Here is a 24227-nt window from a genome sequence, read left to right as displayed (position 1 = left end):
TTAGATGATGAGGAATCCAGTTATGTACAAAGCATAACTGGATTTTTGTTTGTAAAGAACATAATAATTTACTAGATTTTGTATTTTGCGTAAGATAATAAAGAATATTCAATCATTAATAAAAGGAAGAGATATAAATGAAGCTACCGTTATTACAAGTAGAGACAGGGAGGCTCATAATCCGTCCGTTCCAAAATGATGATTATGAAAGTTGGTTAGATGGATTTCATAAGAGGCTACCATCGCAGTATAAATATGACGATGGCCATCAAGTTATGGCATCATCAACAAAAGAATGGTTCACGGAATGGATAAGAGGTTTTGATGAAGCAGCAAATCGAGATGAGATGTATGTATTAGGTATTTTTCGTAAAGAAGATGGGGCTAATATTGGGAAGCTAGAGCTTATAAAAATTTTACGTATGGACTATCAATGGGCGATGATGGGGTATTCCATACATAATCAATACTGGAAAAATGGATATGGTATTGAAAGTGTGAAAGCTGCGTTATCGTTATTTTTTAATAGTCTTCATTTCCATAGAATTGAATTACATATACATGTTGATAATGAGCCATCCGTTCGTCTTGCGGAAAGAACAGGTTTTTCACTTGAATGCAAGAGAGAGGCGTTTTCTTTAGAGAATGGTAAATGGATGAACTTTCTTATTAATTTTAAAAATAAGGAGATGGATATATGAGAGTTCTAATTACAGGGGGAAATCGCGGGTTAGGGTTACAGTTAGTAAAAGTATTTCATGAAAATGGGCATATCGTTTATCCGTTAGTTAGAACTGAGGTTGCGGTAACGCAATTGAAGCAAATGTTTAGTTGTAGATGTTTTCCTATATTGGCAGACTTATCACTTGATGAGAGTACGGAGCAGATTAAGAACCAGCTCGAGGGATATACAGAGTATATGGATCTAGTTATAAATAACGCTGGAATTACTGGAAAGGAGACTGAGATTTTACATACAAATTCAGAAGAGTTAACGGACTTATTTAATATTCACTGCTTAGGCGTAATTCGAGCTGAAAAAGGTACATATGTGGCTTTAGCTAAATCGGATCAGCCGAGAATAATAAATATGTCCTCTCGGTTAGGATCACTACATAAAATGGCGAACAAAGAATTTCCGCAAGGTCAGTTCTCATATTCCTATCGAATTGCTAAAGCTGCGCAAAATATGCTAACACTTTGTTTACAACAAGAGTTTGAGAATAAAGGAATTCGTGTAACGGCAATTCACCCAGGAAAATTAAAGACTGATATTGGTGCCTTTGATGCGAATATGACTCCGGCTGAAGGAGCGCAAAATATATATGATTGAGTAATTGATTCAAATGAGGACGTTTCAGGGAAGTTTATTGAGCCAGGGATAGGAGAATTAAAGTGGTGAAGTACGATTTTATAAGTATTCAATGACTATTTGGGTTTTCATGGAGAATATGAAATGGTTTGCTAGATGTAATTACAATTCGATAAAAAAAGAAAGCCCGGAATACATCCGGACTTTCATTATCTGTTCAACACTTCAATATACGAAGCATCTCCAGTTGTTCTTAAAGCAGAGCGGAAATTGTTGTTTTCTAACGTTTTAGCGACTTGTTGTAATTGCTGTGCATCATCATGATGGATAAGTAAGCTGTCAGCACCGCTTTCTTCTATATGAATGTGTTCGACACTTCCAATGGCATCATGTACTGCTTTTAAAAATTCAGGTTTCATATTGTCCTCCTAATATGTATGTAACGTTGTTGTTAGTATTTCCTTATTTTTGAAATATAAAAGTAAATGAATTTTTGTTATATTAAGATTTTGGAAGGGGTTTCCTATTCGTTTGTCAAATAATAGTAAAGTTGTCTTTTGAATTGGGGGGATCTTCGAAATTAAAGGGTGAGAGAATGGACATTTCAATAATTGCTGCACAACTAGTTAAAGAGAAAGTTATTTCACATGCTCCAAATAGCGTAAAAGCGTTGAACGGAGGAACGACAAGTACTGTATATTTGTTGGACGAAAAATATGTAGTAAAGCTGAATGAAGCGGAAGTAATACGTGAAGAAGCTAATTTTCTTTCTTTTTATGAGGGGAATACTTTATTTTCAAAGCTTTTGTATAAGGAACCTTTACATACATATTTCGTGTATTCTTTCCTGGAAGGTAATACTTCGTGTAAACAAGGATATAAACGAAGTACGCTTCGTACACTTGTAAAAGAAGTTATCAATAAGTATAAAATGGTTCCAGAGGCAGAAGGCTGGGGATGGAAAGAAGGTCCGGTTCAATCTTGGAATGAATTTTTAACTGCAAATGTGATGGAAGCTTATGAAAATGTAAGATGTTACATAAGTGAAGAAGAATATAGAACGGTTCTTAAACTAGCAAATAGGGAAGCCGGAGTAAATCAACCCTTTTTATTACATGGTGATTTCGGATTTCATAATTTTATATTCCGGCAGAATAAGTTACATGGAGTAATTGATCCGTTACCAGTCCTTGGAGATCCTTTATATGATTTAATTTATGCGTTCTGTTCAACTCCTGAAGATGTAACGAAAGAAGCAATTGATTTTGCGATGAAGCAATGTGTATTTCATAAAAAAGAACGAGATTTATACGAGGAGATAGTCATAGGATTATATTTGCGTATAGATACATGTTTGAGACACCACCCGAAAGATTTAGAAGATTACTTAGTAGCTTGGCGTTATTGGATGGACGAAATTGAGCCGGCTTTATAGTACAAATAGTTTGGGGGAGATAGTGAAATGAACATTCTAGAAGCAAAAAGAGATTTAGCACAAAGAACGAAAAGAGGATTTCCAGTTATAATAGCTGGTATTTTATTTTGGATTGTAGCAAGTGTAACGGGTATTCTTCTTTCAGAAAAACAAGTTGTGTGGGTGTATTTAATTGGTATGGGTTGTGTATTTCCTTTTGGCTTAATTATAGCTGCTATATTGAAAATTGATATGTTTGCGAAAGGAAATCCGCTAGGGACTTTAGCTGGATTAATTGGCGGGATAAATGTATTAAATATTCCGTTTGTATTACTTGCCTATTTTCAATTTCCAGAGTGGCTACCTTTTGTAGTAGCGATGTTAATAGGGGTTCATTTTATACCGTACGTATGGATTTATGAAAGTAAAAGTTATGGTGTATTGTCAGTAGGGACTGTACTCGTAACGTCAGTTTGCGGGATTCTTTTTGCAGACAATGGATTTACTGCCATTCCATTCGCAGTTACAGTTGTCTACTTACTGACTCTAATCGGTTTATTAATTGAAAATAAAAAATTAGATCATTATCAACAAAAATCAGCTTCATAAAAATATAGGGATAGGGGGAATTATTATGAAAAATTTCGTTTGTACAACGTGCGGCGTACAGTATGCAGCGAGTGTCGAAGAACCGGTAAGTTGTATTATTTGTGATGAGGAGAGACAATATGTTAATCCGAAAGGACAGTCTTGGACGACTTTAGAAAACTTGCAATCGAGTGGTACATATAAAAATGAAATGATAGAAGAAGAAAATGGGCTTTATAGTATTACGACAAAACCGACATTTGCGATTGGTCAAACGGGATATGTAGTAAAAACGGAAGCGTATCGATTACTATGGGATTGTATTACTTATTTAGATGAAACGACAATTGAGAAGATAAAGGAGTGGGGCGGGTTAGATGCGATAGCACTATCTCATCCTCATTATTATTCAACGCAAGTAGAATGGGCAGAAACGTTTGATGTACCAATCTATATACATGAAGACGATAAAGAGTGGGTAGTACGCCCGAGTAGCCGTATTATTTATTGGTCTGGCGAGTCTTTACAATTAGCGGACGGAATTACTATTCATCGTCTCGGAGGACATTTTAGCGGCGGTTCTGTATTACATTGGGAAGAAGGAAATGGTGGGAAAGGTATTTTATTAACAGGTGATATTATTCAAGTCGTAGCGGATCAGCAGTGGGTGAGCTTCATGTACAGCTATCCAAACTTAATTCCATTACCGGCGAGAAAAGTGGAGGAAATGGCGAATCGAGTGAAGCCGTTACAATTTAATCGTTTATATAATGCTTTTCACCGAGTAGTGAAAGAGAATGCAAATGAGGCAGTGGAACGTTCTGCTGAAAGATATATTAAGGCGGTAGAAGGAAAGTTGTTTCGTACGTAAAAGGAGAGTTAGCTCTATGAAAACGTTAGTATGCTTTGGTGATAGTGTTACAGCTGATGAAACGTTTTTTGATGGAACACCGAGGTTAACACCGCGTTTGCGGGAGATGTTTCCAAATTGGAAGGTGGTAAATGCGGGGGTTCCGGGTGATAATACGTTCGATGCGTTACATAGGATTGAAGAGGATGTACTATCACATAAACCAGACTTTGTAACAGTTTTTCTTGGTACGAATGATTCGGTATTATTCGATCCAGTACCATTACAAGTATACAAAGATAATTTAGGGAAGATTGTAAGTATGATTTCACCAGAAAAGATATTACTTATTAGTCCTGCGCCAGTTGATGAAGAACGTCAGCATAATAGAACAAATAAAGTACTTGGTCAGTATGCAGACGTAGTAGAGGAAGTGGCGAAGGAAACAGGAAGTTATTTTTTAAATTTATATGTTGAAATGATTCAAGAGCTTCATTATAAAAGATTAGTAGAAGATGATGAAAAAGACGGTTTGCATTTTGGTCGACAAGGTTATGAATATGTAGCGGAGTTAATTGGTAAAAAGTTAAAAGGGATTTTGTAAGAAGCAAAGTGTGCGCGCTTTGCTTTTTTTGTCCGCGTATTTCCTCCTACAATGTTGCTGTGTTCAATGCAGTAGCTTTTATTATGCTAAACATGTCGGGAAGAAATGAATAAAGTGGAATATAATTTATTTCGCTAATGGAATGCATCCAAGACTTAACAGTTGATTAATAGAACTGTAAAGTTTAAAATTACAGTATAGTTTTTAGAAGTGAGTTGCTATTGTTTGTAAAAAACAGATAAATTAAATATTCTCGAATAAAAAATATAACGTGTATTTCATTCTAAACTGTAATTTTTTTTAATACATTTCAATAATCTATATAATAATTTAAAAAGTAAAGGAGTGTGTGTAAAATATGGTGATTTTATATACGACAGCAAGCTGTAGTTCGTGCCGAAAAGCAAAAGCATGGCTTGAAGAACATCAAATTGATTATACCGAAAAAAATATCGTATCAAATTCGCTTACAGTTGATGAACTTAAATCCATTCTTCGTTTAACTGAAGATGGTGCTACCGAAATTATTTCAACTAGATCTAAAACTTTTCAGGAATTAAATATAAATATTGAGGCGCTTTCGCTTAATGAGTTTTATAAATTAATAATTGAGTATCCTCAAATGTTACGTCGTCCAATTATGCTGGACGAAAAAAGATTACAGGTTGGTTTTAACGAGGAAGAAATTCGCAAATTTTTACCGCGTAGCGTTCGAACATTTTTGAATATTGAATTGCAAAAAATGGCTAATTAATAAGTAATATTTTGAAAGGAGGAAATAGAAGTGATTGAAGTATGTGTTACAGTTAATTATAAAGATAGAAACTATCACACAAATGTTATTGTGAGTAAAGATACGATTTGGACAAAAATTAAACAATTGGCAGAAGAACAAGTTAAGAAACAGTGGACTGTTTAAATTTATTTGCAACTTAAAAAGCTACATGAAGTTAGGAGATATAGGGGAGTTCTGATAGAATATAAAGGGATTTATTTTTTCATGCTAAGCATGATTCTTATATATTTTAACGTTTGACTAACCTATCTGTAATATTTATGGTTACAGTATGTTACTAAGCGAGAAATCATATTTTTTATCGTAGGAGGACAACGATGAACAGCGACTTTACCTTGGCCATTCACAGTTTAACTTATTTAGCTTTACAGCCAGATCGGATGTCAACAAGTAATGCTATTTCAGAAAGTGCAGGTGTTCATCCAGTACGCATTCGCAAAGTGCTAAGTTTGTTAAAAAAACATAAGTTTATACAATCAAAAGAGGGAACTGGTGGAGGTTTTATTTTTGCCCGTGATTTAAGTGAAATTAATCTTTGGAATATGTATCAAATAACCTCTGAAGGTGCATTGCAGCCGAAGTGTCCAGAATCAAATGATCAGTGTATTGTAGGTTCGAACATGCGGAAAGTTCTTTTTGCTATTTTCTTAGGTGCGGAAGAACATCTAGGTGAATATTTAAAGAATTATACAATGAAAGAAGTTGTTGACCTTATTAATCAAGAACGTTAAGCGGCTTAATTATTATGTAGCCGTGAGTTCTTAAAAAACAACTGTAATAAAAAGAATTACAGTTAAAGTTAGTTTTTATATCTTTTTTATCGTTACAAAAAATATTTATAAGAAGGTGAAAAGTATGATGTCAAATAATAATCATGTTTTAAAAGTGGGAGATTGGGTTCGTGGAATATCAAATGAGGGTGAATTCATAGTTGGTTACATTGTATCACTTGATGAAGTGGAAGATGTAGTTACAGTTAGCATTGTGAAACGTGACGACAAGTACACAATGAACGAAGCGATTTTACTCTTTAGTAAACACGTTAACAAACTCCCTGAATCAAAAGTAATAAATAAGGAGCAAATCCTTTATCTTATAGACCTTGCATTATTAACAGGGGATGAAGAATGGTTTATTGAGCTCTCTGCAAAATTAAACTTGATAAAAGAGCTAGTTAATGAGGGGTTTTAAAGATTACATTATTCGTATTTAATAGGTTTAATGGTGTAATAATCAATAATATCATCTCTTTTGTTGCATTTTAATAAAAGAGGTGATTGATGGTATGAAAATAAAAATAATTAGCATCATATATCTTCTGAGTTTTTTATTACCCTGTATTTCTGCTCAAGCAATTGGAAAAAGTGAAAATGAAATCAACGAATATTTTGACATAGATTTAACTGGTTATGAACTTTATTCGTTTGGTGACTTTAATCAAATAGGTTATAAGATAACGCCGCTTACTCAACTGTTTTTAGGTATACTTCAAACAGAAGGTGAATGGATTGATGAACCACGATTATATATTAAGGGGACTAAAGGTTATTTTCATCTTTGGAAAGAGGATGGTACGAATGTTCTTTATACCGTTGAACAGAAAAGTGGTTTTTGGAAAATTATAAATGTAAATAGAAAAAGGATTAACAGAATACCTGTACCAAAAAAAATTTAAAAGAAGTAGTAATTAATCTTTTATTAGAACCAATAAGTAAAGAAGTTGAAAAATATTATAAGGAACCGAAGCTTTGGTACCGGGGTTCTGAAAAAATTGTTGAAATAACAAAAGACGAAGCAAATTATATTTTCTATGTAACTGTGCAAATTCAAACTTTTGAAGGGGCACACAATCCGCCTTATGGAGAGGACACAATTACTTTTCGTATAAAAGGAAATGAAATAAAACCCATTCAATACAAACATAGAAATATCCCTGAAGAAGATTTGAAAAAACTAAAATTAAGATGACATTGAAGTGATTCGTTTGCCTACACCTAACAATGATAATGATGTAAATAAGCTGTCCATATATGGGCAGCTTATTTTATTTTTTCGTTTAGCGAAGATTTTTGCGAAATGTTAGCGGTTCTCTTATTGTCATCAAGTTAAAATATGTATTTTCCTAAAAATGTATATGAATGCAATATTGATAATATATAACCTAAAAATTGGTTTATGCATTTAAAAAGAAATTTCTTTTTAACCACGTTAATTATTTATTAGAATATCTTTTTTAAATCAAAATAAAATTTTTAGATAAAGAAGAATATAAAAATTTTTAAAATGAGTATCTTGAATAAACAATATTTTACTGCGTTTTTTGCTGATTAATTCCGTTATAAGCGATAGGAACAAGGGTTGCATGCTAACTGTAAATTATTATCCATGTAAAATTATATCCATTGAATATTTCTGAAAATATAAAAATATTAATTTTATAAATATACACGTTATAATGAGGGCGTCGAGAGAAATTTTATGATCTCTGGAGAAAATATAAAAAATGCGATTAATAGAAAGAAAGGCGTGTGATTAGAGGCGAAATGTATGTAAAGTGCTTCAGTGGCTTGTGTAATCAATACCATAAATGCTGCCGAAGTTATGAAAGTGATGTATAGAATTGAGAAAGAAATGCCTCATAAATGAAGAGAGGCCGGTTTATCTAAAATTACTGTTACAAGTAAGTAAGAGAAACCATTAAAGTAACACACTGTTATTAGAAATGTTGCAACGTATTTATGAAGTCTATTCAATATTGTTCTCTTAAGCGGTCTTTATATAAAGAGCGGATAGTACGAGTAAACTTTTTTGTGAACGCTAACATTTATGTTAGGACGCTAACTAGCGAATGTTTCAATTTGGATTCATTATGATGAAGGACATACAATGTGGGGCAACTTGTAAGGAATTTATTTTCCGAAAAAAGGGAATGTTCGTTAGCTATAAAGAGATACGCAAGAATAGGATACAAGGGGGAGTTATTATATGAACGGGAATACTGCAAAGAAAATAGAAGTTCAAGCTGAAAATATCGCACTAGAAAATGAGCAATATGCAGATCCGAAAAAGTGGCATAAGCAGGATACTACATGGGCATTGAGCCTATTTGGAACTGCAATTGGAGCAGGGGTGCTCTTTTTACCGATTAATGCAGGTTCAGGTGGTTTATTATCATTACTACTAATTACATTGCTTGCATATCCAGTTATGTATTACTCACATAGGGCACTTGCTAAAATGATATACGCTTCTAATTCTGCTGATGAGGGGATCACAGGTACAATTAGAGAGTATTTCGGAAATAAAGCAAGTATCATTTTTAACATCGTATATTTCGGTTCAATTTACACAATCGTACTAATGTATTCGGTTGCGCTTACAAATACTGCAAGTAGTTTTATCGTGCATCAATTGCACATGCCAGAGCCTCCAAGGGCTATTTTATCACTTGTATTAGTTCTTGGTCTTATCGCTATACTGAATTTTGGTCAAGATATTACTGTAAAAATCATGAGTATGCTAGTGTATCCTTTCATAGCTTCTCTACTTTTTATCGCAATATCTTTAATTCCACAGTGGAATACGTCAATGCTTAGCTTTTCAGCTGTTTCTACTGCTTCAACAGGAACAGGATATTTTGGAACGATACTGTTGATTCTACCAATCATCGTATTCTCATTTAATCATTCACCTATGATTTCATCATTTGTTGTAAAACAGAGAGCTACGTATGGAATAGAAGCTACTGATGCTAAATGTGCGCAAATACAAAAAGTTTGTTATATCATGACATTCGCTGTAGTTATGTTCTTCGTTTGGAGTAGTACATTAAGCTTGACTCCAGAGGATTTAAAAATGGCAAAAGAGCAAAACTTATCAATCCTTTCATATCTTGCTAATGAGCTTAATTCACCTGTAATCACGATTGCAGCTCCAATCATTGCTTTTGTGGCTATTACAAAATCTTTCCTTGGCCATTATATCGGAGCATTTGAAGTAATGCGTGACATGATTATTAAGTTCGGTAAATCACGTGGAAAAGTTATTGAAGAAAAAACAATTAAGACAATCGTCCTTACTTTTGTTGTATTATCATGCTGGTTTGTTGCTTATACAAATCCAAGTATTCTTGGACTTATTGATTCTCTAAGCGGTCCATTAGTTGCTGCTATCTTATGTCTATTACCGATGTATGCGATTCAAAAAGTACCAGTACTAGCTAAATACAAAGGGAAAATGAGTAACGTATTTGTTATTATTGTAGGTGTACTTACTGTTTTAGCAAGTATTAAATCATTATTCTAATTCACGATTGTTATTTCTAATGCAAAATAGAACGATTTTGGGACAGACTTCTCCGTTTGGAGAGTCTGTCCCTTTTTAATGCGTTACAGTTTGATCTTATTGATTTTATGAGGGATTCACGCATAATTGTAACTAAGGGAGATGATTTCAGATTGAGTAAACTGAATATTAGTACAACGGTTTCCGGAGATATAATTGTTACTCGTCTTATAGGCAAGATTAAAACAGATGATGTTTATGAATGGTTTAATGGCTTCGAGCAAGTTTGTCAGCAATTCATTTCCGAAGGGCGGAAATACAAATTGTTGGTCGATAGAAAAGGATACATACCAGATCACTTTTCTGTTCAAAAAGCATGGAAAGAGAAGTTTTTCAATGAAACGATTTTGAAACACAGTAAGGCAATTGCTTTTCTTCTTGAAGAAGGAGAGATACTGAATTATTTACAACAATCTAATACAAAAGAATCTGTAAAATTTTTCGATGATTATGAACAAGCATTCCTTTGGTTGAATGAATATTCTAGATAAAACTTTTAGTGAACCAGTTGCTTAAGTAACTGGTTTTTTTATGCTTGTAAGTAGTAGCAGGAAGAAAACTTCTATACGAAATGTTTGGTACGAAAGGACATACATTTTTAAGGCGTTAAATATAATTCATAATAGCACCAAGAAGAAAAGAATACGCTTTACGTTATTAGTTATATGGAAAGTCCGTACGGTAGGGTCGCATAATTTTAAAAATAGCAATGTGGTATAAAGTGAGTAAGGGGGATAAACATATGAGTACTTCAAATTTGAATGAAATTAGTAAACAAATTTTAATAGAGGAGGAAACACTTCAATTTTCGTCTTTTACAAATGAAGATGCTTTGCAAATAGGTTTATTTATCGTTGAAACTGCGAAAAAGGAAGGGAAATTGATTGCTGTTGATATAGCGAAAAATGGTGTGCAACTATTTCATTTCAAGATGACAGGGACAACTGCAGAAAATACGCAATGGATTGAGCGTAAAAAACGAGTTGTTTCTTTGCATAATCATAGCTCGTATTATATGCAAATACAAAGTGAAATAACGGGCATTCCATATAATGAAAAGTATCTTTTAGATAGGTCGGATTATGCTGCGTTTGGTGGCTGCGTTCCTGTCCAAATAAAAGATGTAGGGGTTATTGGAATGATAACAGTTTCAGGATTACCACCAGAAGAGGATCATGAATTAGTTATAAGGGCAGTTAAAAATCATTTGAAACAATAATAAAAAGGCAAAACCAAACAAGAATATGTTCGGTTTTGCCTTTTTATTATTCAGTTCATGAACATATTTTTAATAAGATGTTACGGAATAAAAATCTTTAATTCGAGACACTTTTCTTGACGATTATAATCTATGTAGTTAATATGGTAGACATAACATAATTAAATTACTAAAAGTAATTAAGTTATTTTATATAAGTTAAGGTGGGTAAGTAGCATGTAGTAAAAATGCTTTGAATTGCCACTATTAATATTGGGGACAATTAGAAAGCGACAAATATAAAAAATTAGAAGTTAAGAAGTAAGATTGGATCAACAATAGTAGTAGCTTCTGTACAATGCATTTTTACTAAGGTGACAATGACTATACATCACGAGGGGGACTGAAATTGGAATCAATGACCTTTGTTTTATTTGGAGCGACAGGGGATTTAGCGAAAAGGAAAATTTACCCTGCGCTATATAACTTATATAGAGATCAAAAGCTTCCAAAGCCAATATCCGTTATTGGGCTTGGAAGACGTGAAGTATCTCATTTAGATTTTCAAAAAAGAGTAAAAGAATCCATAGAAACTTTTTCTCGTCGCAGAGAAGAAGGTACTCCGAAAATAGAAGATTTTTTAGAGTATTTTCGTTATTGTCCGTTAGATGTGAATAAGCCAGAAGATTATAAAAGGTTATTACAAGTAGTTCATGAAAGGGAAGAAGAACAAAATATACAAGGGAATAGAATGTTCTACCTTTCAGTTACTCCTGACTTCTTTGAGACCATTGCTTTAAATATTAAAGAAAGTGGACTTGATAAAACAGATGGATGGAAGCGCCTAATGATTGAGAAACCGTTTGGTCATGATCTTACATCTGCCCGAGAGCTGAATGATAAGCTTAGTCGAACGTTTGAAGAAGACGAAATATACCGTATTGATCATTATTTAGGTAAACCGATGGTTCAAAATATTGAAGCACTTGAATTTGCAAATCCTGTTCTTCAATCAATTTGGAATAAAGAACATATAGCGAATGTACAAATAACAGCTAGTGAAACGGTTGGGGTAGAAGAAAGGGCAGCATATTATGATCATGCAGGAGCCATTCGCGATATGGTTCAAAATCATATGTTGCAAATATTAATGATGACTGCTATGAATCTGCCGGAAAAGATCAATGCATGTGAAATTCGTGAGGAAAAACGAAAGGTCATGGAGACTCTTCGTAAAGTGAAAAAAGAAGACGTTCAGAAGCATATCATTCGCGGACAATATGCTTCAGGGGAGATAAAAGGACAACAAGTTGTGGCGTATAGAGAGGAGCCAGGAGTAAATCCTTCTTCTCAAACAGATACATTTGTTGCGGCTCGCTTATGGATTGATAACCCATTTTGGACTGATGTTCCTTTTTACATACGAACAGGAAAAAGAATGAAAGAAAAGTCTACTCGTATTGTAATTGAGTTTAAAAATACATTAAAACAGCAGTATCAAGATAGTAATCCAAATGCAGCGCCTAATTTGTTAATCATTGAAATTAGCCCAAATGAAAATGTTTCACTCCAATTAAATAGTAAAAATCCATTGAACAATGGAGAGCTTGAACCGATCCGTATTCATTTTACTTGTGAGCAAACAGGTGTGGGAATACCTGAAGCTTACGAAAGGCTTATCTATGATGCTGTATGTGGAGATTCTACATTCTTTGCACACTGGAGAGAAGTTGAATTGTCATGGGAATGGGTGCAGCCAATCCTTGAAGCATTCGAAGAAAACTTGTTACCACTTCATGAATATAAGTCGGGTTCGTATGGTCCAGATGCTGCGAATGCTCTATTACAAGAAAGTGAGTTTAAATGGTGGTTAGATGAGGAATTGAAAAAATAAGTACATTCTTACATGAAGGTATTTCATACGTTTCTTTATATGTAAAACAATATGACAAAAAGATATTCATCATTTTATTAACATGTATTTATGATGAAAGGTAATTCAAGGAGGAATTATATTATGAGAGTAGGATTAATTGGTTTAGGTAAAATGGGATTAAATTTAGGGAAGAATTTAATGGATCATAAACATGAAGTAGCAGCATTTGATTTAAATACGAGTGCAGTGGAAGAAATGAAAGAGTATGGTGCTACAGGTGTAGCTAGCTTAAGTGAACTCGTTCAATCATTACAATCACCAAGAATTCTTTGGGTTATGGTACCACACGCTGTCGTTGATTCTGTTATTGATGAAGTTACACCATTGCTATCAAAAGGAGATATTTTAATTGAAGCGGGTAATTCACATTATAAAGAGTCAATTCGCCGATATGAGCAACTAAAGAAAGATGGCATTCACTTTATGGATGCAGGAACTTCTGGCGGAATGGAAGGCGCGCGTAATGGAGCTTGTTACATGATCGGAGGAGATCAAGAAGCTTGGGACATCGTTGAACCTATCTTCCGTGATACTGCTGTAGAAAATGGATTCTTATATGCTGGAAAAGCTGGTAGTGGTCACTTCTTAAAAATGGTTCATAACGGAATTGAATACGGTATGATGGCTGCTATTGGTGAAGGATTTGAGATTCTAGAGAAAAGTGAATTTGACTACGATTATGAAAAAGTATCAAGAGTATGGAACAACGGTTCAGTAATTCGCTCTTGGTTAATGGAATTAACAGAAAACGCATTTTCTAAAGATGCAAAACTGGATGAAATTAAGGGCGTTATGCATTCTTCTGGTGAAGGAAAATGGACAGTAGAAACAGCATTAGACCTTCAAACAGCAACTCCTGTTATCGCAATGTCTCTATTAATGCGCTACCGCTCATTAGACAATGATACATTTACAGGAAAAGTTGTAGCAGCACTGCGTAATGAGTTTGGTGGACATGCAGTAGAAAAGAAATAAATATCTTAAAATTATAACTCGTTAACGTTTAAAAAATGGAGGGAATGAATTATGAAGTTTTTTATTGATACTGCAAATCTTGAGGACATAAAAAAAGCATATAAACTTGGAGTTTTAGCCGGCGTTACAACGAATCCTTCTTTAGTAGCGAAAGAGGGCATTAAGTTTGAAGACCGTATTGCAGAAATTTGTCAGGCAGTGCCTAAAGTTGAATCTGTTTCGGCAGAAGTAACTCCAGATGTTGTAGAAGCTGAAGAAATGATCTCTCAAGCAGAAGAACTGATTAAAATTAACGGTGGTGATAAAAACATCACGATAAAACTTCCGATGACGCTAGCAGGATTAGAAGCTTGTCGTTACCTTACTGAAAAAGGTGTGAAAACGAACGTTACCCTTATTTTCACTGTGAACCAAGCCCTTTTAGCTGCTAGAGCAGGTGCAACGTATGTTTCACCATTTTTAGGTCGCCTAGATGATATTTCTGAAGATGGCGTACTATTAGTTGCTAAAATAGCTGAATTGTTCGATATTCATCAATTAGATACACAAATTATTGCGGCTTCTGTTAGACATCCAGACCATGTCACTCGTGTAGCAATGGCAGGTGCTCACATTGCAACAATTCCTTATAAAGTCATTGAACAACTTGCTATGCACCCATTAACAGACCAAGGTATTGAGAAGTTTGCTGCGGATTGGGCGAAGGCGCCTAAGTTATAAGGAAGTAAAGTTTACACAAATTGCTTTTTCACGAGAGGACCAATCTCTATGTAACTTCATCCTTTAAAATAAATCCCGAGTTTGGTACCTTATTACGTAAAAGCAGCGATATGAAAAAACACCATGCATTTTCAAAACAGCACAATGGTTATAAAAAGGATCCCCTTATGAGAGTGAAGTTTATGAAAACGTAGCTCTCATAAGGGAGCGTCTTTTTGTAGACACCATGGTGCTCTTTTGTTATAGGAATGATTTGAAAGGGGTTACATAGTGAGCTCGAAATATATGATTGGTGTAGATATTGGGACAACTAGTACAAAAGCAGTTTTGTTTTCGATCGATGGATCTGTTATTGCAAGCCATGGGATTGAATATCCTTTATATTCTCCCGCACCAGAAATAGCAGAACAAGATCCAGAAGAGATTTTTCAAGCGGTCATACATACGATTAAAGAAATTATACAATCAAGTAATGTGCAGCCAGTTGATATTCTTTGTGTTTCTTTTAGTTCGGCCATGCATAGTGTCATTACTGTAGACGAAGCAGGGAATCCGTTAACGAGATGTATTACTTGGGCAGATAATAGAAGCTCGAGCTGGGCAGAAAAAATAAAAACTGATATGAATGGTCATGAAATTTACCTTCGTACTGGAACACCAATCCATCCTATGTCACCACTTTCAAAATTAGTTTGGCTTAAAAATGAACATGCTGAGTTGTTTGCAAAAAGCTATAAATTCATCTCAATTAAAGAGTATGTTTTCTATAAGTTATTTCAGAAATATGTAATTGATTATTCTATTGCATCAGCAACAGGAATGTTCAATTTGAAAACTTTAAAATGGGATGAAGAAGCTCTTCGTGTTGCAGGAATTACAGATGAAAAGCTATCTACAGTTGTTCCAACGACGCACAGTTTAATCGGGATAAATGAAGAACTTGCAAGAGAGATGAATGTACTTGTTACTACTCCTTTTATAGTCGGTGCGAGTGATGGAGTACTATCGAATTTAGGTGTGAATGCAATAGAACCTGGAGTAGTTGCTATTACAATTGGTACGAGCGGTGCGGTGCGAGTTGTAACAAATCAGCCTGTAACGGATCCGAAAGGTAGGACTTTTTGTTACGCGTTAACTGAGGACCTTTGGGTAATTGGTGGACCGGTTAATAATGGTGGCATGATTTTTAGGTGGGTTCGCGACCAATTATGTACGTTAGAAGTTGAGGATGGGAAGCGCTTAGGAAAAGATCCTTATGAATTGCTTACTGAAATAGCAGCGAAAGTGAATCCTGGATCTGACGGTTTATTATTTCATCCGTATTTAGCAGGAGAAAGAGCTCCTTTATGGAATGCGAATGCGCGAGGATCTTTCTTTGGGCTTGGTCTACATCATAAGAAAGAGCACCTTATCCGTGCTGTTTTAGAGGGAATCATTTATAACTTGTATACAGTTCTCCTTGCTTTAAAAGAACTAATTGGCGAACCGAAAAAAATTCAAGCGACAGGTGGCTTTGCAAGATCGGAACTTTGGAGACAGATGATGGCAGATATTTTTCATCAAGACGTATATGTTCCTGAAAGTTTCGAAAGCTCTTGTCTAGGAGCAGCTATCCTCGGTTTATATAGTTTAGGTGAAATAAATACATTACATGTAGTTTCTAATATGGTAGGTGCTAATTTTTATCATGAGCCAAACATGGAAAGTGTGGAGAAATATAAAGAATTAATACCAATCTATATTCGTTTGGCCCGTCACTTGGAAGAAGAATATGAAAGTATAGCAGCTTTTCAGAAAAAGTGGGTTTAGAGGCTATTTGGCAGAAAAATATGGTAACTTATAAAGAGGTACTCCGATTTTTTAGGATATTCTTTCAATCAAAAATAGTTTTATGAACTTGGTAAGAAGTATGATGAACAAAAACTATAGGGAGAGGGTTATGAAAATGACGGATAACAAAGAGTTTATTGGATATGTTGGAACGTACACGAAAGAAAATAGTGAAGGGATATATACTTTTACTTTAAATACGGAAGCACAAAAAGTTAGTAATGTAACGCTTGCGGCTAAGCTGGATAACCCTACATATGTAACGATTAGCAAAAATAATCAATATCTCTATTCTGTTGTTAAGGAAGGCGAAGCTGGTGGTGTAGCTGCTTATTCGATTAACAGTTATACAGGAGAGCTAACGAAACAAAACAGACAAGTAGTAGAAGGGGCTTCTCCTTGTCATATTAGTGTGGATAGTGAAAACGGTACGATAGTTACAGCAAATTACCATAAAGGAACAATTGAGTCTTTCGTAGTTAATGAAGAAGATGGAACTGTAAATCCTGTTACATCGATTATGGCAAATGACGGTTCTGGTCCAAATAAAGAAAGACAAGAAAAACCACATGCGCATTACGCTGGATATACTCCTGATGAAAAATATGTGGTTGGTGTTGATTTAGGGATTGATAAAATCATTACGTATGAAATAAAAGATAGTAAGTTAAAAGAAGTAAATAGCTTGTCTGTAAACCCAGGAAGTGGTCCGAGACATATTGCTTTTCACCCGAACGGAAAGTATGCGTATGTAATGACTGAACTTAGTTCGGAAGTTATTGCATTATCATATAATCCGGAAGAAGGGTCCTATACAGAGTTGCAGTATATTTCTACCGTTCCAAAAGAATTTGATGACAATAGTCAAGGAAGTGCGATTCATATTTCTTCTGACGGCCGCTTTGTATATGCAGGTAATCGCGGTCATAATAGTATCGCTGTTTTCAGTGTGGATCAAAATTCAGGTCAGCTTACATTTGTTGCACATACATCTACAGAAGGAAATTGGCCGAGGGACTTTGTATTAGATCCGACTGAAAAGTTTCTTGTTGTTACAAATGAAAAGTCACATAATCTTGTGCTATTTTCAAGAAATGAAACGACAGGTGAGTTAACATTGTTACAATCTGATGTTATTGTACCAGAGCCTGTTTGTGTGAAGTTTTTGAACGTTTAATTTGTGATTGGTAGAATTTCTATATATCCCAAAAACAGTAAAAAAGCAAAGCGATATCGCTTTGCTTTTTATTGTTTCTTTTTCGGTCTACGTACTAGTTCGCCGCCGCAGTTTGGGCAAACGTTTTGTCTTTCTTCTGTACATGGTGCACAAAATGTACATTCATACACGCAAATGTAAGCTTCAGAGTTTGGTTCGAGAGATTGATCGCAAATTTGACAGTTTGTTTTCATTTCGAGTGCCATAGTAAGTCTCCTTTTAATTTGAATATTTGTAATTTAATTATAATTCATTAGATAGAAACTGTCTTTTTCAATTGAAAGGAAATTGCATGATAAATTTATGATTTGAAATGAAAGATGCCCTTTTATATTAAAATTGATTATTTCATGCAGTTGGAATATTATGAAATAGTCAAAAGACAACAGGGGGTATATATTTTGACTAATCATAACGATCATTTAAAAGCAAACTGCGAAAAATGCTTCGGTCTATGTTGCGTGGCGTTACCGTTCGCAGCATCGGTAGATTTTGCGGTGGATAAAGATGGTGGGAAGCCATGTTCTAACTTACAATCAGACTTTAAATGTAGCATACATAAAAACCTTAGAGGAAAAGGTTATAAAGGTTGTACAGTATTTGAGTGTTTTGGCGCTGGGCAGAAGATTTCGCAAGTTACATTTAACGGGATTGATTGGCGAAAAGATGCTAAGTATGCGAGAAAAATGTACGATGCTTTTCCAGTTATGCATCAACTTCATGAAATGCTTTGGTATTTGAATGAGGCTATTCTTTTACAGGCAACACAATCGATTCATAAAGAACTAAGTAAAGCAATTGAAGAGACGGAGCGCCTTTCAAATTTAAATGCGGACGAGTTAATGAAAGTAAATATTCCATTACACCGTGCGGAAGTAAATGTGTTACTTTTAGAAACGAGTGAGCTAGTTTGGAAGGAAATGAATTCCGCGCGTAAGAAACGAATTAGTCACCGCGGAGCAGACCTTATGGGAGCAAATTTGAAGAAGAAAGATTTACAAGGAGCGAATTTAAGAGGAGCTTATTTAATTGCGGCTAACTTAAATGGAGCAAATTTAAGAGGAGCAGATCTTATCGGAGCAGATTTACGAGATGCAGATATTCGCGGGGCTGATTTTACAAATAGTATCTTTCTGACGCAAGTTCAAATTAATGCAGCGAAAGGGGATAAACATACGAAATTACCGAAAGTGTTGTCCCGTCCATCGCATTGGAGTGCGTAAAGAATGTGGAACAGGCAGAGATTAAGAATCTCTGCCTATTTTTTCATTTCTTTTCAAAAGTAGTAATGAAAACACTACATATAATAAGAATACCACCAATAAAAAAGTTAATATTTAATGTCTCATTTAAGAGTAACCAACCAAGCAATGATCCGACGATAGGTTGGAAGAAGAAAAATAACGAGCCGATGCTTGCGTCCATTAATTCTAACCCTTTATTCCAAAGGAAAAAGGCACCTGCCGTTGAGACGACTCCTAAATATACTACGCCTAATATTACGTACGTATTTATTGTTTCGATAGAGGTTGATTGTAGTTCCCATATCATAAAAGGTGTAATGAAAAAGAGTGAAAAGAATATGGCGTACGTTGTAATAACTAAGGATGAAAATCGAGCTGAAGCAATCTTCACATAAATGGATAGTAAAGCCCACGTAATAGCGGCCCCGACTAATATGATTGTACCGATAAAATAGGAGCCAATTTCAATATCCCATCCGATTACGATAATTACACCGATTGTCGCTATGATAGTAGATAGCAGTCTACGAGCGGTTAGTTTTTCTTTTAAAATGATCGCTGCAAATATAACCATAAATGCAGGTGTAGCTGATGTTACTAAAGAGCCTGTATGAGCGTCAGATAATTTTGTTCCGATAAATTGACAAGTAATCGAAATGAAATATCCGATAAATCCAATCCAGGCGAAGAGTAGCCAATCTTTTTTGTGAATGGTTACTTTTTTCTTTTGCTTTTTCTCAGCTATTTTCAAAATGAAATATAAAACAACGAAAGCGATAATAAAGCGTAGCCAAACGAGTGTCAGTGGTGGGATAAAGTCGAGTACATATTTGCTAACAACATACATACCGCCCCATATACTAGCTGCTAGTGATAAACATATAGCTCCTAAAATTGTTTGTTTCATGTAAAGTACCTCCGTCTATTTTTAGGGTTTTATGAGTTCCCTAAGACGAGGCATAGTGTTAAGTGTTATATGAATGCCCGCCTTAGTTTATAGACGGCTTACAGGTTGATCGTTTTCGAATGAAGTGTTGTAGTACATGAGTGCATTCCTCCTTCATAATTTAATAAAGATATTATAACTTAATTTTCAGTTTATTGGGATGTTTCTTTAGAAAATGGTGGTTGTCTAAGAAAGCATAGTATATGGTAGAAAAACATATTTTAAAAATAAAAGAAACCAATTACATAACTGATAAGTATAGTAAGAGTAGGATGAAAAAGTAGATTAATAGAGAACGAGGAGGAGATTGTTATAACTACAACCGTTATTTCTCATTTTTACAATGAAGAGTATTTATTACCGTGGTGGCTTGCTCATCATACGAAACTGTTTGATCATGGCATTTTAATTAATAAAGGTTCAACAGATCGTTCGGTTGAAATTTGTAAAAAATTCGCACCACACTGGGAAGTACGAGATTCTGCAAATCCAGAATTTGATGCATTAGCGACAGATCATGAAGTGATGAGGGTAGAACAAGAAGTAAAAGGATGGAAAATAATTTTAAATACGACCGAGTTTCTTTGTGTGCAAGATAAAAATCAGTTTTGGAAATCCCTGAATGAATTGGGAGGGAGGATGTATTGGCTGGAAGGGCTTATTATGGTCGATGATCTTAACTATAATTATCCGGACCTTAACTTTGGAATACCTTTAATGAAACAGCGATTTCATGGTTATTTACCAGAAGATTGGGCGTTATGGAGAAGAGGTAGATTTATTCATAATCATGAACACGGAAGTTATACGGTTGGGAGACATTTATCTGCACATGAATCTATGATTTATCCGCCACTTGCGTGTATTGCATGGTTTGGTTTCAGCCCTTGGAACGATGCGATGAGAAAGAGGAAATTACAAATTGGCCCGACTCTTTCTGAAGCTAGTAAGCATGGGGGAATGGGAACACATCATATTATTACACCTGAAAAATTAGAAGAATGGTATAAGGATTTAGCGAGAGGGACGAAGGATTTGCGTTTTAGTGGTGCGTATCGTTATGTTTTTTTATAAATGATTCCCACCATAAAATTGTTTCTTCGATCCCAGTATTTAGATCGTATGTTGGTTTCCAATTTACTTCAGTTTTTAAACGCTCTACATTAACGCCGACGAATAAAGGTTCATCTTTAGAGAAAGGAATCGTACCTAGTTTAATTAAATGTTCTTTTCCTAACTTTTTAGCAATGATAGAAGCTAATTCTTTAATTTGTACAGATTGACCAGAAGCGATATTGATTGTGCCTGTAACGCCATGTTCTAATACTGTTACGAGAGCATCAGCGACGTCGCTCACATGGAGGAAATCTCTTGATTGTTTTCCATGTGTACATAGTGCTTCCTCATTTTTTAATAAGGAAGTGATAATGTTAGAAACGAGCCGATTCCCTTGTTCGTGAGGGCCATACATATGAAAGATGCGGCCCCAACACATGCTGAGGCCGGTTTGCTCAGCGTACGTTTGTAGCCAAGAGTGTAGTGCGTTTTTACATAATGCATACGGTGTTTTATAGGAAAGAAGCGGTGAATCTTCAAATAGTACGCCGTTAAACCATTCGTACTCTGCGCCGGTGCCGGCAACAACGACTCGCTTTCCGCCGCATGTTGTGAAGTGCTGAATCAATGAGATGCTGGATGTAAGCCAATAGTAATTATTAATAGATACATAACAAGCTGGCGGCACTGCTTCCCAAGCTAAATGAATGAGATGACTAGGCTTCATGTCGTAAATGAGTTTTTTTACTTCTTCATCACAAAGTAAGTTTACTTTATGCCAGTGGCAAGGGATGTGAGAAGGCTTCTTTGTATGATAAGTGGCGTGCACCTCATAGCCCCTTTGTATAAGAGAATTTACAACATATTTACCAATCCATCCACTACCGCCTGTTACAAGAATTTTTTTCATGGCTCAATTACCTCAACTTCTGGAATGGTTACTAAAAATTTGCCGCCCCATTCACGAATGAAAGAGCATTCTTTCATAATTTCATCTTTCAAATTCCAAGGGAGTATGAGAATGTAATCAGGTTTTGTACGCTTAATTTCTTCTGGAGATTTTATTGGAATGCGTGTTCCTGGTAGTAGGAGATTTTGTTTGTGAGGGTTTTTATCTACTGTATAAGCTAAAAATTCTTTTCCTATTCCGCAATAATTTAAAAGGGTGTTTCCTTTAGCTGGTGCACCGTAACCAATAATTTGTTTGTTTAAAGCTTTTGCTTCGATAAAAAACTTTAAAATATTTATTTTCAATTGCTCGATGCGTTTAGAAAAAAGGAGATAACAATCTAATGTATTTAGCCCGTGATCTACTTCTTTTTCGATTAATTTTGTAACACTGGAATGGATAGTGGATTTGTCGCTATGATGTTTTACAAAAATACGTAAGGAACCACCGTGCGTTGCAAGCTCTTCTACATCGACAATTTGTAAATGATGATGAGCTAAAACTTTTTGAAGACTTATAAGTGAGAAATAGGAGAAGTGCTCATGGTAGATCGTATCAAACTGTTTAAAGGATATGAGATTTAATAAGTGCGGGAATTCAATTGTTATTGTTCCGTCTTGTTTTAATAACGTTTTTAAACCAGCGACAAAATCATGTAAGTTCGGGACGTGTGCCAATACGTTATTTGCGATGATTAAATCAGCTTTTGGTAATTTTTTTGCAAAGTCATTGCTGAAAAAATTCACTTCAGTAGGAATTCCTTTTTGGATAGCGATTTCTGCTACATTTTTTGCTGGTTCAATTCCTAACGTTTCGATATTTTCTTTTTGAAAGTATTGTAATAAGTACCCGTCGTTACTCGCGATTTCAATCACTTTCGAATGATTGGTTAAGTTGAAACGCTTAATCGCCATTTCTACATATTGCTTAGCGTGTAGTAGCCAGCTTGATGAGTAAGAACTGAAGTATAAATAGTCATGAAAAATATTGTGAGGAGATTCAAATTCATCTAATTGTACGAGTAAACAAGAGGGACAGACAAACGTGTGCAGTGGATAGAATGGTTCCATTTTATATGAGTGTTCTGGATCTACAAATGAGTTAGCGAGAGGGGAAACACCTAAATCTAGAAAAGTATTTGTTAGTAATGAGTGGCAAAAACGGCATTTTTTCAGTTCCATTTTATAGCCCCCTTATAAATTTTTGAATGCATCGATTTGTTGGCGCGTGAAAGATTCCATATTTTCACCAGATGCATATTTCTTGTACCAATCAACAGTCCAAGCGATAGAGTGATCTGTTGATAACTTAGGAGTCCAACCGAGTTTATTTACTGCTTTTGTACTATCGAGTGTTAAAATAGGTGATTCATAAGGAGTGTTTGTATGAGGAGAAAGTATTGTTAGTGGTTTATTCCATAATTTCATTATAGATTGAATGACATTATGAACGGTTCTGTTAGGTTCATTTATCGGGCCGAAATTCCACGCCGCTGCAAATTCGGCGTCTTTCCAAAGTTTTTCAGCTAAAAGGATATAGCCATGTAAAGGATCTAATACGTGTTGCCACGGGCGGATAGCGTGTTTGTTTCTAATATTTAACGTAGCATCTTGTAAATATGCACGAATGACATCTGGGAATAATCGGTCTTTTGCCCAATCACCGCCGCCGATAACGTTACCTGCTCTTACTGAGGCAAGATTCTGAGTGTTAGTGCGGAAGAATGAGGTTTGATAGGAAGTTGCCACTAGTTCAGCACAAGCTTTACTAGCACTATAAGGATCGAAACCTCCTAATCGGTCACTTTCCACGAATGCACGGTTACCGCTCCCATCATTTTCATAGCATTTATCACTTGTAACATTAATGATGCCGCGTATACTTTCTATATGTTTTGCCGCTTCTAATACGTGAACAGTACCTAAAACATTCGTCTTAAATGTTTCGATAGGATTTTTGTATGAAGTGGTGACGATTGGCTGGGCAGCTAAATGAAATAGTATGTCAGGGTTATGATGTTTTAGGGCATGTAATAAAGAATCGTAATCTGTAATGTCGCCTTTAATTGTTATGCACTCTTTTGCTACGTTACATTGTTCAAAAAGGTTTGGAATGGATGGTGGATGAGAAGAATAGCCAATTACTTCTGCGCCTAAAGAAGTTAAAAAAAGGGTGAGCCATGAGCCTTTAAAGCCAGTATGTCCTGTAATAAATACTTTTTTCTTATTCCAAAAAGATGAAGAAGCCAT

At 35.1% G+C, this 24227-nt stretch carries 25 protein-coding genes and 2 pseudogenes; 21 read left to right on the top strand and 6 right to left on the bottom strand.

What is annotated here, in order from left to right; genetic code table 11:
- Positions 1-137: 137 nt before the first annotated feature.
- On the top strand, positions 138-701 hold the full coding sequence (locus tag DT250_RS01450) for a GNAT family N-acetyltransferase (protein WP_149212369.1): 564 nt from the start codon (positions 138-140) through the stop codon (positions 699-701).
- Positions 698-1402, top strand: a pseudogene (locus DT250_RS01445) (SDR family NAD(P)-dependent oxidoreductase). Before DT250_RS01450 ends, DT250_RS01445 begins: the two are co-directional and overlap by 4 nt.
- Positions 1403-1521: 119 nt before the next feature.
- On the opposite strand, the gene DT250_RS01440 reads toward DT250_RS01445, so the two are convergent.
- Complete coding sequence (locus tag DT250_RS01440) at positions 1522-1731, bottom strand: hypothetical protein (protein WP_044443258.1); 210 nt, start codon at positions 1729-1731, stop codon at positions 1522-1524.
- 176 nt (positions 1732-1907) lie between these two features.
- On the opposite strand from DT250_RS01440, the gene DT250_RS01435 reads away from it, so the two are divergent.
- The 17 genes and pseudogenes from DT250_RS01435 to DT250_RS01355 all read left to right on the top strand — a co-directional run bounded on the left by DT250_RS01435 (position 1908) and on the right by DT250_RS01355 (position 17744).
- The gene (locus tag DT250_RS01435; protein WP_149212367.1) at positions 1908-2747 is read left to right on the top strand and encodes a phosphotransferase family protein; all 840 of its coding nucleotides are present in this window, start codon (positions 1908-1910) and stop codon (positions 2745-2747) included.
- A gap of 27 nt (positions 2748-2774) precedes the next feature.
- Positions 2775-3335, top strand: a complete 561-nt coding sequence (locus DT250_RS01430; RefSeq protein WP_149212366.1) for a DUF7010 family protein — start codon at positions 2775-2777, stop codon at positions 3333-3335.
- A 25-nt stretch (positions 3336-3360) separates the two neighbouring features.
- Positions 3361-4185, top strand: coding sequence for an MBL fold metallo-hydrolase (locus tag DT250_RS01425; protein ID WP_149212365.1), 825 nt, complete (start codon positions 3361-3363; stop codon positions 4183-4185).
- 16 nt (positions 4186-4201) lie between these two features.
- Entirely contained in the window at positions 4202-4768 is a 567-nt protein-coding gene (locus tag DT250_RS01420) for an SGNH/GDSL hydrolase family protein (RefSeq protein WP_149212364.1), read from the top strand.
- Positions 4769-5126: 358 nt separating this feature from the next.
- Complete coding sequence (spxA, locus tag DT250_RS01415) at positions 5127-5522, top strand: transcriptional regulator SpxA (protein WP_000236196.1); 396 nt, start codon at positions 5127-5129, stop codon at positions 5520-5522.
- A gap of 30 nt (positions 5523-5552) precedes the next feature.
- Positions 5553-5687: a BA3454 family stress response protein gene (locus tag DT250_RS01410; protein WP_000573513.1), complete on the top strand. Its 135-nt coding sequence runs from the start codon at positions 5553-5555 to the stop codon at positions 5685-5687.
- Positions 5688-5881: 194 nt separating this feature from the next.
- Complete coding sequence (gene saiR / locus DT250_RS01405) at positions 5882-6295, top strand: Rrf2-family transcriptional regulator SaiR (RefSeq protein WP_001083471.1); 414 nt, start codon at positions 5882-5884, stop codon at positions 6293-6295.
- A gap of 124 nt (positions 6296-6419) precedes the next feature.
- A complete protein-coding gene (locus DT250_RS01400) occupies positions 6420-6755 on the top strand; it encodes an IDEAL domain-containing protein (protein ID WP_000987459.1) in 336 nt (111 codons plus the stop codon).
- Between the two features lie 94 nt (positions 6756-6849).
- A pseudogene (locus DT250_RS01395) lies at positions 6850-7532 on the top strand (DUF3888 domain-containing protein).
- A 1017-nt stretch (positions 7533-8549) separates the two neighbouring features.
- On the top strand, positions 8550-9869 hold the full coding sequence (locus tag DT250_RS01390) for an aromatic amino acid transport family protein (RefSeq protein WP_046954708.1): 1320 nt from the start codon (positions 8550-8552) through the stop codon (positions 9867-9869).
- A gap of 107 nt (positions 9870-9976) precedes the next feature.
- The gene (locus DT250_RS01385) at positions 9977-10399 is read left to right on the top strand and encodes an STAS/SEC14 domain-containing protein (protein ID WP_098090532.1); all 423 of its coding nucleotides are present in this window, start codon (positions 9977-9979) and stop codon (positions 10397-10399) included.
- A 251-nt stretch (positions 10400-10650) separates the two neighbouring features.
- Positions 10651-11127 carry a heme-degrading domain-containing protein gene (locus DT250_RS01380; RefSeq protein WP_098090325.1) on the top strand — a complete coding sequence of 159 codons (477 nt, stop codon included), beginning with the start codon at positions 10651-10653 and terminating at the stop codon, positions 11125-11127.
- Between the two features lie 388 nt (positions 11128-11515).
- Positions 11516-13000, top strand: coding sequence for a glucose-6-phosphate dehydrogenase (gene zwf, locus DT250_RS01375; RefSeq protein WP_137051333.1), 1485 nt, complete (start codon positions 11516-11518; stop codon positions 12998-13000).
- A gap of 123 nt (positions 13001-13123) precedes the next feature.
- Positions 13124-14017, top strand: a complete 894-nt coding sequence (gene gnd, locus DT250_RS01370; RefSeq protein WP_149212363.1) for a phosphogluconate dehydrogenase (NAD(+)-dependent, decarboxylating) — start codon at positions 13124-13126, stop codon at positions 14015-14017.
- Between the two features lie 51 nt (positions 14018-14068).
- Positions 14069-14737, top strand: a complete 669-nt coding sequence (gene fsa, locus DT250_RS01365) for a fructose-6-phosphate aldolase (protein ID WP_087984123.1) — start codon at positions 14069-14071, stop codon at positions 14735-14737.
- A 267-nt stretch (positions 14738-15004) separates the two neighbouring features.
- Positions 15005-16546 carry a gluconokinase gene (gntK, locus tag DT250_RS01360; RefSeq protein WP_149212362.1) on the top strand — a complete coding sequence of 514 codons (1542 nt, stop codon included), beginning with the start codon at positions 15005-15007 and terminating at the stop codon, positions 16544-16546.
- A gap of 136 nt (positions 16547-16682) precedes the next feature.
- Positions 16683-17744 (top strand): lactonase family protein, encoded by a 1062-nt coding sequence (locus DT250_RS01355; protein ID WP_149212458.1) that lies wholly within the window; start codon positions 16683-16685, stop codon positions 17742-17744.
- A 68-nt stretch (positions 17745-17812) separates the two neighbouring features.
- Here DT250_RS01355 and DT250_RS01350 read toward each other — a convergent pair whose 3' ends face one another.
- Positions 17813-17989, bottom strand: a complete 177-nt coding sequence (locus tag DT250_RS01350) for a DUF1272 domain-containing protein (protein ID WP_048525140.1) — start codon at positions 17987-17989, stop codon at positions 17813-17815.
- A gap of 195 nt (positions 17990-18184) precedes the next feature.
- Between DT250_RS01350 and DT250_RS01345 the strand changes: the two genes are divergently transcribed.
- Positions 18185-19006, top strand: coding sequence for a pentapeptide repeat-containing protein (locus DT250_RS01345; protein ID WP_149212361.1), 822 nt, complete (start codon positions 18185-18187; stop codon positions 19004-19006).
- A gap of 43 nt (positions 19007-19049) precedes the next feature.
- Here the strand turns inward: DT250_RS01345 and DT250_RS01340 are convergent, their stop codons facing one another.
- The gene (locus DT250_RS01340; protein ID WP_088609545.1) at positions 19050-19934 is read right to left on the bottom strand and encodes a DMT family transporter; all 885 of its coding nucleotides are present in this window, start codon (positions 19932-19934) and stop codon (positions 19050-19052) included.
- A gap of 327 nt (positions 19935-20261) precedes the next feature.
- On the opposite strand from DT250_RS01340, the gene DT250_RS01335 reads away from it, so the two are divergent.
- Entirely contained in the window at positions 20262-21047 is a 786-nt protein-coding gene (locus DT250_RS01335) for a glycosyltransferase family 2 protein (protein ID WP_149212360.1), read from the top strand.
- Here DT250_RS01335 and DT250_RS01330 read toward each other — a convergent pair.
- The 3 genes from DT250_RS01330 to rfbG are packed head-to-tail and all read right to left on the bottom strand — an operon-like array spanning position 21016 to position 24227.
- The gene (locus DT250_RS01330) at positions 21016-21939 is read right to left on the bottom strand and encodes an NAD-dependent epimerase/dehydratase family protein (protein ID WP_048546522.1); all 924 of its coding nucleotides are present in this window, start codon (positions 21937-21939) and stop codon (positions 21016-21018) included. The two genes, DT250_RS01335 and DT250_RS01330, sit on opposite strands and share 32 nt — an antisense overlap.
- On the bottom strand, positions 21936-23159 hold the full coding sequence (locus tag DT250_RS01325) for a class I SAM-dependent methyltransferase (protein ID WP_088122708.1): 1224 nt from the start codon (positions 23157-23159) through the stop codon (positions 21936-21938). The genes DT250_RS01330 and DT250_RS01325 overlap by 4 nt, the downstream gene beginning before the upstream one ends.
- Before the next feature lie 12 nt (positions 23160-23171).
- Complete coding sequence (rfbG, locus tag DT250_RS01320; RefSeq protein WP_048546516.1) at positions 23172-24227, bottom strand: CDP-glucose 4,6-dehydratase; 1056 nt, start codon at positions 24225-24227, stop codon at positions 23172-23174.

Origin of the sequence: Bacillus sp. AR2-1 (assembly GCF_008368755.1) — a bacterium.
Taxonomy (GTDB): Bacteria; Bacillota; Bacilli; order Bacillales; family Bacillaceae_G; genus Bacillus_A; species Bacillus_A wiedmannii.
This window is presented reverse-complemented; position numbering and strand designations above follow the sequence as displayed.